Origin of the sequence: Odoribacter sp. AF15-53, assembly GCF_003479425.1 — a bacterium.
In the GTDB taxonomy this organism is placed as follows: Bacteria; Bacteroidota; Bacteroidia; order Bacteroidales; family Marinifilaceae; genus Butyricimonas.
The window spans coordinates 82,583-96,373 of record NZ_QUHC01000002.1; the positions used below are offsets into that span (position 1 = coordinate 82,583).

The window sequence follows — 13,791 nt, forward strand, 5'->3', positions numbered from 1 at the left end:
ATACGCAACGATTAAACCCAAAGTTTCAGCTTCGGGCTTAATTTACAATTCGCTCCCCAAAATTTTAACAGTCTTAATTTTCCAGATCCTCGTGAGCCCCAAAGTACCCGATGCATTCTTCCCATCTGCCCTTACCGCGAACCCGTACACGATTAGCCCTGAGACCTTCCATTCTTCCGGCAAATTCCATGCGAATTCCCCTTCTGAACCCCGTTCTCCTAACATAATTTCCCGATTTCTGCCAAGTCGCACCTCGTAGACAACAGCCCTGTACCTGATCAAGGACAGGAATGACAAAATCAACATGGACCTTCCCGTAAAAGGAAATATCTCTTCACCAGAATTTTCCTACCGAAAACTGATCTTCAAAACGCTCACAAACCTACTCGTGAATGTTGCGATGTCACCGATCTCGTTCATGGCAAATTCTCTCGGTCTCTCTCCCGATAAACTGGAAGCCATCCCCCTCGATGCCTGCCAATGGGATTTTACCTCCGAGCAATACACGACACTGAATGACCTAGTGACCATCCTGAAAAGCAAACCGGAAATGACCCTCGTACTAGAACAGGAAATTAATCTTTCCCAAGCGAAAGAAGAACTTGCCATGTACACGCCCGGAAACGATATTACCCGTCGCTCCACCCGGAAAAAACAGATTCCACCCTCGTGGCCATCGACTACACCAAAATCAACGAGATCGACGCCAAAGACCCAGCCTTCAACACGTACCTGACCTCGCTTGTAGAAGCATCCTATCAAAATAGCTCCACCTCCCAAAAAGCATTAACACTTGTACCGGAAGAGAAGCTACAAGAACAAACCACCCGTTTCATCACCCTGCGCAACCGGAAAGCCCTCAGCTATCTCACAAGCCAAGGCGTACCGGAATCTAACCTACGAATCGAAACGATGAAACCGGAATTACTAAACACTTATACCGGAAAAAACCAGTACAAAATTAATCTTGTGCTACCGGGAGATGAACAAACTCCGCAGGAATAAACATCCAAATAAAAAGAGGCTGGCAGAAAAGTCTCTTCCCTACAAAATCACTACCCCCTCCAACTCCCCCTTACACAGGGGGAGAGTTGATTACCAAGCGGTTTCCCATCCAGTGTAAGGAGGGGCTAGGGATGGTCGTTCTAGGCAAATTGACTTTTCTGACAACCTCTTTCTACTTAAACACTCAACATCTATTTTATATACGGAAGATTAAAATTATTTTCAATCAAAGGAGTGAACAGGTGAAAATCCCCGTGCCCTGACTCGTATTTGATTTCCATGTATTCCCCGTTTCCGAAATCTACCCGCTTCAAAAAACCGTCACTGTTGTATTCGTAAGTCCTTTCCCCATCTACATATCGGACCGAGCTTACATTCTCCCCGGAATACTGATACTCCAAATTCAACGTCTTGCTGGAAACTTTCGTCAATAACCCACCGGAATAAGAGAACGAATAAGTATCATCCAGCCTGTAATCTTCCCCACTCCCGTAGGTTTCATCAGACTGATAAAGATTCATGGAAGTTACCGCATTACCGTCCAGATCGAACGCGGCCTTATAAACCAATCGATCGAATTCTTCGTTGTCTTTTATCTCTTTCTTATACGTGTCCTCCAAAACCCGGCAAATTATCAAATTCGCTCTATCATCATACTCGTACAAATAGCGTACCCGTTTATTTTTCAGATATTTATTATTGAAATCTTTTCCCGATCCCACGTCTTCCCGTGCTTTATTATAGACAAAAGTTTGCGCTACCAGAATCTCGTTTTTATACTCGTTACTCAAAGAAAACAATTCCCGTGCAATCAAGGGAATACTATCTTTTGCCAAACTGCCATATTTATCGTACAACTTTTGAATCGAATCGGCATCAATATTCGGGATATAGTCATTCAAACTGTATTTTAACCCGTTATCTGTTCCCGAAGAGGTCATCACCGCCAGTTTGTCATTCGCTTTATCACGGACTACTATGGAATCAAGCGTCTCGTAATAATAAACCATGTTCATCACGTACTCGCCCCAGTGAGCGTTTTTTCCCGTGATCTCTTTCACACGAAACTTGTTTTTGGGCGTATCGTTCACATCCAAATCATCGTCGGAGTCACTACATGCAAATAACCCGGCACCTAACAACAAATATAATATCCATTTTTTCATTTTCATGTCAACTAAAATTAAAATTTAGACTGTCTGGGGAGTAATGCAAAGAATCCGTCCAAAGCCTCTATACTCCTGATGATAATCCTTATCTTTCTCCAATATACCACTACCGATATTCGTGATCGGGACACAAACGAGCCTCCCCTCTTTCGTACTCTCGTTATAGATAGCAATCACCATCATCCGGTTCGCCGCCCAATCGGTATAGTACCCCTCATCACTTGACGAATCCTTGAACTTGATTTTTCCCTGATAACCTTTCCGCCAAAGAGTGATCGAAGTAATTTTCTCGTTGGGATCTTCTACCGAATATCTCTCGAAAGCCGAGGGATTGGTTCCCGGTAAAAGCAAGGCATATACTTTTTTATCCGTTGCATAATACAACACGTCCTCTAAAGGAGAACACTCAAAACCCACAGCATCCATCATGCCAGGGAATGACGTCAAATCATACATATTCAACGCTTTACTTGTTGTAACATAAAGAGAACCTCCATCAAAAGTATATAGATAACGTTTACCTGTATCTTTTGTCTCAAACACCGTAAAAATAGCGTTTGCATCCCCTTCTGCCATAAACAACGCATTCATTTTACCCACATTATTTAAATCGAAGGGACCACCACCCGCTTGTTGTGTGACCACTTGCAATTCATCATACGAGTATGGACATTTCAAAAAACGACCATTCAATTCGTCGTACACGTAAAGTGACGTATAGTTATATCCCTCCACGATGCTACATCCCATAGTTGCACTATATTCGGAGTTATCCGAAGTCTCCAAATTAACCGAATAATTCTCGTTTCCATAACGAATCCGGCGGGCATAGACCACGTGATCAACAATCATCAATTCGTAAAGAGCACTATTGTCATACATCATACACATCGGTTTAAACCGATCTTCAGATATGGGGATATAAAATATCTCATTGTTTTTCTTTTCCAGCACGTAATTGTAGGGATCCATACGAAGTACTGAATGATCGGTCATCACGGTTAATGTCCGCTTATAAGAATCATGCACGGAAGTAATCATTTGAGTTGCCAACCCTTCAATCAACATTCCACTATTAGGTGTAGAATACACATTTCTTAAAATGGTGTTGTCTTTCTCGTCGAATTTCTGCGTGTATGATTCTGTGAAATTCTGGCACATGATAAGATTCAAGTCCGTATTGATCCCATCCCTCGTGTCAGCCACAATTAATCCTTTTCCAAGATTACTATACACGGACAGGGAGAATTTCTCGTAATTCTGCAAATTGGTTCGATTATCTGTCACGGTAAGAACGATCGTGTAAGGATTCGAATTGGGAGCCACGGACACAATAGATTTTAAAGTCATCGTACTATCCATGACAAAAGGCATGATATCATTCCCCGAAATTTCCCATTTATAGCTTAAATCCGCATCATCCGACCCAATTTTATAAACAACAGGTTTGATTTCCAGAGTATCCAACAAGAAGGCTGACATCGAGGTCGGAGCACCTCCCATATCTATAACCAAAGGATTGATTACTTTTATCGAAGTATTAGATTTATCGTCATAACAAGACGTGAAATACCCCGCAATCGCAAATAATAATATAATAAATTTTACTTTCATAGTATTCAATATGCTGCATTAGTATAAGATTTGAACCGCTTTTCCCTTACTCGTCCCGTCATCGTGGGTCAACGGGGTATCATGGGTCTCGTTGTATCTTTTCAGTTCTCGTTTCACGACCACCTGCAAAGCTTCGAATTCACCATCTGACATCCACCAAGTCTCTTTATCCGCATTTCCAGGCCAGTAAGGAATAGAGGTTCTTTCTGTCGCCTCCTTGATAAACTGCCACCAACGGGTAGAATAATCTCCCCAAAAATATCTCAAATAAGCATTCCAGTTGGCCGGTTGGATCTCTCTAGCAGTGAATTGTATCTTCACGATTCTATTATTGTATGTCACATCTTCAAATTCATCACTCGGCACAACGCGTATGTGAAAAACATAAACCGTATCCTTCAAGTCATCAGTGTTTTTCAATTCCACGGCCACGTACCCGAGTTGTTCGTTAGCAGGAACAATACCGTCTAACACACGATAAAGTTCCTCCGGGGCCGTGTTCACCTTACTTGTGTCATCCGCTACCAGCTCGGCTTTCACCACACGATCGACATCTGATGCTTTTCCAAAAATCTGAATGGGACACTTTATCGTGTCAACCTCTTTACCCGGATAATCCAGAAACGAGTAAGAATAATCGGAGGTCGTGAAATAAACACTCCCATCCGTATCGAAAAGCATGGTTTCTTCTTGATCACAGGAATAGTTTACAATCCCTAGAAACACGAGTAGCAGTAATCCGCTTAAATTATTGATTGTCTTCATATATTTTTTATTTTTTCTCGTCCGTAGTACTACTGTTTGGCTCTCTACCCCCCACGTTGATTTCATCTTCAGGTATCGGCAACACGTACACACTCTCCGTGATCGGCAGTGATGTATTCGGAAAGTTTGTGTATCCCAATCGTTTATAGAAATAGAACATTTGTCCTTCCCCCAAAAATTCTTTTTTCCATTCTTTTTCTATTTCCGTGGTAAGTTTCTCGGAGGTAATTCCATCGGGAAGCATTAGATTTTCCGCTATGCCCCGGTGACGACGTACTTCATTCAACAATTTTACCGCATCTTTCGTTTTCCCCTTGCGATTCAAACATTCGGCACCCATGTAATACATCTCGGACATCCGGATCAACGGCATCCGGTTCGGATATTTATAATTTTCCTTGTCAAAAAATTTACGTACGCACCACTTGGAAGAGGTTTTCGTGTATAAACGTGTATAACGATAATCAGAGTCCCCGACATGCTCGTCAATCTCAAACAATTTCTGGGCATAACTCGGCTCATGAAATAGAAGTCTCAGATTAGCATTCGGGGCATTATATTCAGGATCTATCAAATCTCTTAAACCATCAAATAACTTCGTCACATCCAAACGAAAAATATGCTCCGTGGAAAAAGTCAGATCACGTTCCAATTCCGAGTCATTATTAATCGTCTGATCCTTAATCCAGTCCAGATCTTTAATTTGGGAACGATTATTGATAAAATTCTCTACAACCGACAGTGCTTTATCCCGATTACCTTCCCACATGTAAACCCGGGCCAACGTTGCCTGTAATGCCCAATAATTGAAACGAGTCATCCGGTTCGTGTAGAATTTATCATCATTAGGCAAAACATACGTCTCGTTTTTCTTGGCTGTAGACCAAGGATCATATTTTTCTAACAACACGGCAGCTTCTTCCAGATCTTGGTGAATATATTGTAATACCTCTTCTACAGTATTTTGTTTCGTAATTTCTTTAAGATATACTTTCACATAGGGGATACACACACGCTTCAAATTCTCCGGGTGATTCTCCAAATCACCCCACCCGAACATCCGTAACAATTCGAAATGAAGAAATGCACGCAAACCCAAGGCTTCACCCTTGATAATGCTATAATGCGTGGGATGTAAAACATTCTCCTTATTCTCTATATTTTCAAGGATATTATTCAGATTCGCGATAGTCGTGTACGTCTGAGACCAAATACGATTAATAATGGACTCGGCCCGGTCATATTCAAAGTTTTTTATTCTATAGTAATCTCCCCCATTCTGATCGACACTATACTGCTGGGCTATAACATCCAAGAAACCAGTCGTGAGTTCTCTGGCATACATCGAACTATTACTCATCAGTATGTAACAACCGACAATCGCATCTTTAAAACCGCTTTCAGACTGAAACATGATATCTGATTTTACCTCCGTCTTCGGTTCCACGTCCAACCAGCTCGAACAGGAGATCGTAAGCGAAGAGAGTAAAACAAGAGATATTTTTATGATCGCTTTCATGTTATTCTATTTAAAATGTTGCTGATAATGAAAAATTAAAACTTCGGGCAAACGGGTAAGATGTCCCCCTCTCCAAGCGTATGGACGACCACGTGTACACGTCATTCATGTAGAACGAGAATCGTAGCATTTGTAAACCAATCTTGCTGATAAAACTATGATTCATCATATCATAGGAGAGGTTCACGGAAGAAAGTGTTAAGTCATTCCGGTCCTGAACGAAACGAGAAGTTAACTGTGTTTTAATCTGTTTTTTCTCATATTCGTTTGTACCAGGTTTCTGAACATAGGCATAATTCAACGCTTTATACGGTTTAACATCTCCCGGATTTCGCCAACGTCCGTCATACACTCTCTTGTCCACGTTGTAATTCAAGTCTGCATTCTCGACCAGGTCAACCAAGGTCTCGTTATACATTTGTCCCCCGAACTGATAGCGAAACACGCAATTCAAACTCAGTCCTTTCCACGTGAAATTGAATCCGACATTACCGGAAAAATCAGGCAACTCGTCCCCACATATAACCATATCTGCCGCACTCCAAGAATTAGTACGTTTCCCGTCTTTGTTTAGAAAAATCTCATCACCCGTGGCCGGATCGATACCTAAAGACTTTACCGCCCAAATGGCTGTCATTGATACTCCCTCGTAAAATTTTTGCACCGGACGGTTTTCATAACGATCACTTGCATTTTCGTCTTGCTTTTTGTTATAAGCTTCCATGGAATTGGAAATTCCGGTGATTTTGTTTTTATTATGAGATACAGCAGCCGTCAAAGTGAAAAAAGAACGCTCTTTTATATTTCTCCAAGGCGTATAGGTTAAATACGCATCGAAACCCGTATTTTTTACATCACCCACGTTTTCTTTCACCATGGTGAAGCCGGTTGAAGAAGGAATTGTAAAATCTACTAGAGTATTGGTAGTCTGTGAAATATAGTAATCGAATTTCAACGTGAAATTATGGGCAATATCCACGTCTATTCCGATATTATAATCGAGTTTTTCCTGCCATTGTAAATCATCATTTTTCATCCCCTTCAAATAAGCACCCAAAAACTTATCATAAGTCTGTTCCGTAAAATAATTATAAGAAGCTATCGACGCGTAAGCATCTGAACTTTGAGAACCGGTATACCCGATAGATCCTCTCAATTTCAACAATTCCAAATTTTGCCATTTTTCCTTCATCCAACGTTCATTATGGATATTCCACCCCAATCCGACACTCCAGAACTGCCCCCAACGGCTGTTACTACCGAATTGACTGGAAGCACTCGCCCGCCACGAACCATCCACCAAGAAACGGTTGTCATAAGCATAGTTGGCAACTCCTAGAAAACCCATTTCACGAGTTGTCGATTCGACACCACTAGGTTTCATATCTTTTGTGTACTGTTTAGCAAAAATGATATTATTCATTTTATCATTAGGAAAACCTTCCGCATTATAAATATCTTCTTCAAATGTATTTTCCGAAAGAGTATAACCAATGTTACCGAATACGAAATGTTTTCCCCATTCATGCGACCAGTTAACATTCAAGTCCCCGGTTATCGTTTTATTATCCCCCTCGTTTATCTGATATGACCCTTTACGGAAATAATCGTCATCTGAATAATTTTTAAATTTTAAATGATTGGCCGGATAAAATTCGTCTGCTTTAGTACGTTTTTCGGAAATCCCGAAACGTCCGGTAGCTTTCAAGCCCGGCTTAATAAGCCATTCAACGTAAGCATTATTCGTTACATCAATATATTCTTGCCTCAAAAGAGTATTTAATGATGCGTTATACAATGGGTTAGGAACAAACTCATCGGATGTTTCCTTATCTTTATCGTCAATAAATTGAAGCGCAATATTCTGTGACAACAAACCATTCTCGTCATAAGGAGACCAGTAAGGATTCAAGCGTGCATATTCATTAAACTCTCCGTAAGGGGAATCATTACTCACGTTCGACGTGACTGTCAATATATTCCTGAAATTAAATTTCTTATGACGGTAAGACACCATAAGAGAACCAGCCGTATTCACACGTTCAGACCCTTTCATTACCCCTTGTATATTATTATAAGATAAATCAGCAATCACGCGCAAATCGTTACTTCCCAATTCCACGGACAAAGTATGTTTGGTCCCAACACCCGTACGTAAAGGTTTAGCTAACCAATCCGTATCTACCCCAGCTAACACGGCAGATAATACCCGATTGTATTTTTTAGGTAATCCCGTGGGATCATATTTATCACTATCATACAAACCGGCATCCTTTTCCACCTCTAACTTTTCCGCCGCATTCGTCAAGTGATAAGAAGACAGGTCCGGAATAGAAAGATCGACACTCCCGGTATACGATACCCGTAACTCCCCGTCTGTCGTTTTCTTGGTTTCAATGACGATAACTCCGTTTGCCGCTTTTGATCCATAAATAGCTTTAGCCGAGGCATCTTTCAGGATAGTCAGGCTCTCTACCCGATTCATATCCAAGTCCATAATTTTTTGCACTGTTGCCTCGAAACCATCCAGAATAAACAACGGGGCATTCGGGTCTGTCCCGTACGTTCCCTTCAAATCGACCCCACTCTCACCTATATTGAAAGATGAAGTTCCGCGTAATTGCATTTGTGGATTTTTGTTCGGATCCGAACCGAAAGCCATATTATCGAAAATCATCAAACTCGGATCCAGATTCTTCAAACTCTGGAAAACATTCTGGTTACTCACCTGTAACAATTTCTCTTTAGTCACGGAAACAATGGACCCCGTGAAACTACTGGCTTTCCGGGTAAAAATACCGTTCACGACAACTTCTTCCAGATTCTCGACATCTTCTTCCAGCACCACGTTAATCTCGGTTTGATTGGTCACTTTTATCTCCTTAGAAACCATTCCGACAAACGAAAATACTAAAGTTATATCTTTCTGATCGGGTAACGTAATTTTATAATTCCCGTCGATATCAGTCACAACCCCGATAGTCGTTCCCTTAACCAGAATCGTGACTCCGGGCAGAGGTTCTTTTTGAGCATCCGTGACTTTTCCCGTGATACCTCTCTTCTTTACCTCATCCTTTTGTTGCTCCAATTCGGTTAAATTACGGATAACAATAGTCTGGTCAACAATCTTGTACCCTAATTTCGTCCCTTTCAAACAAATCTCTAATACTTCCTGTATTGAGGCCTTTTCCAGGTCAACCGTTAAATTCACTACTTTGGCCACATCGCCATGACTATACAAGCAAGTATATTCACTTTGGGCCTCGATCGACTTCAGTATGTCGATCAATGTTGCATTCGTTTTCTTGATACTCAAGGCCGTTTCCTGAGACTTTACTTTAGCGTTTACTTGAAACACCGCAAGTAGCATAAATAATACAAAAATTTTCATAGAACGAAAGTTACCGAGACTGGAAGGCCAGCCCTTGCATTTGAACTTTTTTTTCATACATTTGTGAATTAGATAAATTATTTTTCCCTTGAATCCTTTTTCAAGGATTATAACAGGTGGTACTGGTAATACCACCTGTTTTATGGATTACTTCTTACAAAAACACTTTTTCCATTGATTTCCATTTCTATTTTATTAATTAATCTCAACATTTCGATCACTTGATCCAAATCCCCGTAGCGTTTGATATTTCCCGTGAATAAGATATCTTTAACCGACTGGTTTTCATAGAAAACATTGATGTTGTACCACCGGGCCACCGTATTCATAATATTTTCCAACCGTTGCTTTTCAAAAACAAAACGCCCGTCTTTCCAAGAGCAATACAGACGCACATCCACTTCTTCAACAACCGTCTCTCCATTCTCTTTGTTCAAGCGCAATTGTTCTCCGGGCTTCAAGTAAGTATCTTTATCTTCCGTCTGAAAAGCAACTTTTCCGCTTACTAACGTTGTCTCCAAAAACGCCTCATCTTGATAATCCCTCACGTTAAACGACGTTCCCAATACCCGGATATTCCCTTGGTGAGTGTGTACCACGAAAGGATGTTGGGCATCCGGGGCTATATCAAAATAGATTTCTCCCCTCATGTACACATCCCGCTGTTTTTTAGAGAATTGTACCGGAATCCGAATTTCCGATTCCGAATTCATCCGCAAACGACTGCCATCACTCAACGTTAGATCGTACTCCCCGCCCCGGGGAATAGAGATCGTGTGATAACGAACCGCGGTATCTTTAGGTTGACCTTTCTTCCCGGACAAGGAATCCAGTTCTATATTCTTTTCCACGTAAGCCAGATAAGTAGTATCGGAAATATCAATTCTTTGCCCATCGGGTTGAGTCAATATGGCTTTAAAAGAACCGGGCTGGATTTTCTGTGTCACAGTTACCGGAACTTGTTCCGGCTCCCGCAGATTCAAATAAAGCGTCCCGCTCAATATAAATACCACTACAACAGCCGCAGCATAACGATAAAAAATCAATCGTCTCCGCTTGCTTTTTACTTGATTCACTTTCTTCGTGAAGTCATCAAAAGCCTCTTTCTCACTGTATTCACAAATAAATTCAAGTTTGGAAGCAAAAAAATATTCTGACCGGTAAAGCTCGTATAACCGCGTATGCTCCGGTGATTCACTTTTCCATCGCTCCAATTCCTCTCGCCCGACATCATCAATCTTCCCCGTGATTTCGGCTGCAATTAAATCGGCAATATGATTAATATGTAGATACCGTTCCGTCATAGTTTATCTTATTTTCTTACAAGACACGGAACGATTCAAAAAGTGACAAAAATTTATAAGAAATTTATCAACAAAATTAACATCGGATGATTCAATTTTTCCCGCAACTGTTCTTTCCCCCTCTTTTTCTGTTGTTTAACGGCATCCAAAGATATTCCAAGGTGAAGAGCGATTTCCTTATCACTCAATCCCTCTAAATTCAAATTTATCACATCCCGGTATTTCTCCGGAAGTTCATTAATAGCCCCACGTAAACGAATAAACACCTCTTCCTCCAACAAAACATTATAGAAAAAATCTTCTGAAACCATTTCTGTCTCATTCCGATAATTTTCTTCCACTTTTCTATCTCGGAGGTAATTCAAACATTGATTCTGAACAGAACGATACAAATAAAAACGCAAATCGGTTATTTGTACAAATTTTTGAGGAGTACTCCACAATTTAAAAAACGTATCCTGCACGATATCCTTCGCCGTCTCAACTTCCACGTATTTACAGGCAACGGCCAATAATGCATGAAAAAACTCTTCATACAAAACTTTAAACGCTTTCTCGTCTCCGCAAGAAATTTGCTTGGTCAATAAACCGTTGTCTATATTCATCGTACACTTTCACATAACTAACACAAAGGTATGATTTTATTTAATACGGACAAGAGTCGTTCGAAATTCTCGAACGACTCTTGCTTTATACTATGTACCTTATATTACTTTCTCTTTCTCCGAATCAAAAACACAATACTCCAAGCCATAATCGACAACGGAATTAACCAAATCAACAACACCTTCACCCAAATCATAGATCCCTGCGAAAGACACAAATCATCATCCGGCGGACGCACCCGACTGGTATCAATTGGATACTCGTCATAAGAAAGACTACGGAACATTTCTGTAATCAAACTATAATTTGAACCGTTTAATCCAGCCCGGTTTGTTGATAATTCCTTTACGGACAAACAATCTGCATCTCCACCAACAAAAATCCGTTGTTGTGGCTTATCCTTTATGGAACGAGTCAGGTATAACATAACAGAATTTGACTTTTCCACTTCACCGATCTTACCATTGATCGTCGATTTTTCATTAATAAAATCCGTTGTTTCATACTCTATCCACGAGCCTTGAGTGTTAGTTGCCAAAACTTGTGAAATTTCAAAACCTTTGGTTGTATCAATCACGTTAACAGCACAAGCAGAAGGTGTTATTATCGTATTTCCTCCCCGAATCAATTGAATAAAATAAGGAGAGGCATTCAGTGCTCCCTCTGTTATCCTCGCCGCAATAATATCATCCAGATATTGTTCACTTGGAGCTACTAGAATCCCTTCAGAAAAACGTAATCCTAATTTTTCGATTAAAGGATTCATATTCGCCTGACGTTTAGGCTCTCCCAATATAACCAAATTTCCCCCCCTATCAACAAAAGAGCTATAATTTGCATATTCCTCTGAAGTCAATGCAGACTTCAAGTCAGACAAAACCAACACATCCACATCCTCGGGAACCGGTTGAGCAAGTGTCAATTCCCGAACCTGAAATCCCTGATTAATCAAAGAATTTCGGAATGACGGATTTTGAGCAAAAGCTGCATATCCTTTTTCACCGTAATCACTATAACTACGTTCTCCATGCCCGGCAACGAAAGCCACCATCGGAGACTTATCAACTAACGTTTTGAGAGTTGCAGTTATCTCGCTTTCAAACGGATGCACATACATATCTTCATAAACACGTAGATATGCCTTCTTCCCGTTATCCCGTTTGAAAACTCGTACAAAACGCCCTCTCTCGGCAGAAATATCATCCATCTTGTTCACCTCCTCTGCCGAAATAAACATATCCGGATCATAATCATACCCCTCGCATACTTTTAACATTCGTTCCTTGGGACTCAAGCCCTTGTAAACTTTGTCATAGTGAGCATTGGTCCCCGGACCATAATAATAGACATATTTAACTTCCATATCCGGCTTAAAACGCACGTAACGTTCAAACCTTTCCATATCAAAATTCTTCGCTTCAGGAGAAGCATTATACCACGTATCATCCAACAAATTGACATAAGTGGTTAAACTCAACCCTCCCTCGAATTTCTTCATAATCTCCTGACTATTTTCAGTCAACGTATTCCGTTTGGTAGCCGTGGCATCATAATAGGCAATCATCACCGGACGAGACGAAAAATACCCGACGATAAACACGATCACCAAAACCACCACATAACTCATGCTACTTCTCAAGACCGAACGCTTCAAACGTTCCCCTTGCAATTTGATAAACGTAAAAGAAAGAAACATGAAAATAACCAGCAAGAAATAAAAAATATCCTTACTGCAAATCATACCCTCCAAAAAGACTTTTGAACGCCCGGATATCGACAACCAATAAGTTATATCTCTTACCAGATCAATGTTTTGCCCGACACCTCCGATAAAATTTAACACGGCTAGAACTGCCAACGTCCCGATTGCTGCTACTACCTGATATTTCGTGATCGTTGACATGAATAACCCGATAGCAGCATAGGCACATACAGTAATAAAAACTCCTAACAATGCGGTAAACATAAATGGGATATCGGCATCTTTCACAAAAATCATCGTAAAGACCATGGGAATCAACAACACGCCCACGAGGATCAAACCATACACGATAACCGATAAATATTTTCCTAAAACAATTTGCAGATTTGAAACAGGGGAGGAATAAAGCAACTTTATGGATCCGCTGCTCAATTCCCGACTCATCAATCCCATTGTCAACAATGGAATATATAAATAGAGATTGTTTAACATTTGCGAATACACCCCATCAAAGCCCCCGATTAAATTATAGGTCACGTTAAAGGGTCTGTATCCCATCGCCTGACTTCGCAATTCTTCACTAAATCCGTCACAATAAGCCAATCCCGCCTGAAATCCGAACACGATCAATACCATCCAGGCGATCGGGGAGAAAAACAAAACTCTCAGTTCTGTCTTCATTATTCTCATTATTGTCCTCATCAATATAAATACTT

Annotated in this window: 11 protein-coding genes; 2 read left to right on the forward strand and 9 right to left on the reverse strand. The window is 40.7% G+C overall.

Annotation, left to right across the window (positions count from 1 at the left end; translation table 11 throughout):
* Positions 1-42 precede the first annotated feature (42 nt).
* Positions 43-306, reverse strand: a complete 264-nt coding sequence (locus tag DWW52_RS05030; RefSeq protein ID WP_148315328.1) for a hypothetical protein — start codon at positions 304-306, stop codon at positions 43-45.
* Between DWW52_RS05030 and DWW52_RS20935 the strand changes: the two genes are divergently transcribed.
* Both DWW52_RS20935 and DWW52_RS05035 read left to right on the forward strand, forming a co-directional pair.
* Positions 305-736, forward strand: a complete 432-nt coding sequence (locus tag DWW52_RS20935; RefSeq protein WP_148315329.1) for a hypothetical protein — start codon at positions 305-307, stop codon at positions 734-736. The two genes, DWW52_RS05030 and DWW52_RS20935, sit on opposite strands and share 2 nt — an antisense overlap.
* Positions 670-1,005, forward strand: coding sequence for a hypothetical protein (locus tag DWW52_RS05035; RefSeq protein WP_118714386.1), 336 nt, complete (start codon positions 670-672; stop codon positions 1,003-1,005). Before DWW52_RS20935 ends, DWW52_RS05035 begins: the two co-directional genes overlap by 67 nt.
* Before the next feature lie 191 nt (positions 1,006-1,196).
* Here DWW52_RS05035 and DWW52_RS05040 read toward each other — a convergent pair whose 3' ends face one another.
* The 8 genes from DWW52_RS05040 to DWW52_RS05075 form a co-directional block, all read right to left on the reverse strand.
* Entirely contained in the window at positions 1,197-2,177 is a 981-nt protein-coding gene (locus tag DWW52_RS05040) for a hypothetical protein (RefSeq protein WP_118714387.1), read from the reverse strand.
* A gap of 18 nt (positions 2,178-2,195) precedes the next feature.
* Positions 2,196-3,788 carry a PKD-like family lipoprotein gene (locus DWW52_RS05045; RefSeq protein ID WP_118714388.1) on the reverse strand — a complete coding sequence of 531 codons (1,593 nt, stop codon included), beginning with the start codon at positions 3,786-3,788 and terminating at the stop codon, positions 2,196-2,198.
* Positions 3,789-3,806: 18 nt separating this feature from the next.
* Complete coding sequence (locus DWW52_RS05050; RefSeq protein WP_158582482.1) at positions 3,807-4,553, reverse strand: DUF4843 domain-containing protein; 747 nt, start codon at positions 4,551-4,553, stop codon at positions 3,807-3,809.
* 7 nt (positions 4,554-4,560) lie between these two features.
* On the reverse strand, positions 4,561-6,072 hold the full coding sequence (locus DWW52_RS05055; RefSeq protein WP_118714390.1) for a RagB/SusD family nutrient uptake outer membrane protein: 1,512 nt from the start codon (positions 6,070-6,072) through the stop codon (positions 4,561-4,563).
* A 10-nt stretch (positions 6,073-6,082) separates the two neighbouring features.
* On the reverse strand, positions 6,083-9,463 hold the full coding sequence (locus tag DWW52_RS05060) for a SusC/RagA family TonB-linked outer membrane protein (RefSeq protein WP_158582483.1): 3,381 nt from the start codon (positions 9,461-9,463) through the stop codon (positions 6,083-6,085).
* A gap of 140 nt (positions 9,464-9,603) precedes the next feature.
* The gene (locus DWW52_RS05065) at positions 9,604-10,767 is read right to left on the reverse strand and encodes a FecR family protein (protein ID WP_118714392.1); all 1,164 of its coding nucleotides are present in this window, start codon (positions 10,765-10,767) and stop codon (positions 9,604-9,606) included.
* A 53-nt stretch (positions 10,768-10,820) separates the two neighbouring features.
* Complete coding sequence (locus tag DWW52_RS05070; RefSeq protein WP_118714393.1) at positions 10,821-11,372, reverse strand: RNA polymerase sigma factor; 552 nt, start codon at positions 11,370-11,372, stop codon at positions 10,821-10,823.
* Between the two features lie 104 nt (positions 11,373-11,476).
* Positions 11,477-13,777 carry a Gldg family protein gene (locus tag DWW52_RS05075; protein WP_118714394.1) on the reverse strand — a complete coding sequence of 767 codons (2,301 nt, stop codon included), beginning with the start codon at positions 13,775-13,777 and terminating at the stop codon, positions 11,477-11,479.
* Positions 13,778-13,791 lie beyond the last annotated feature (14 nt).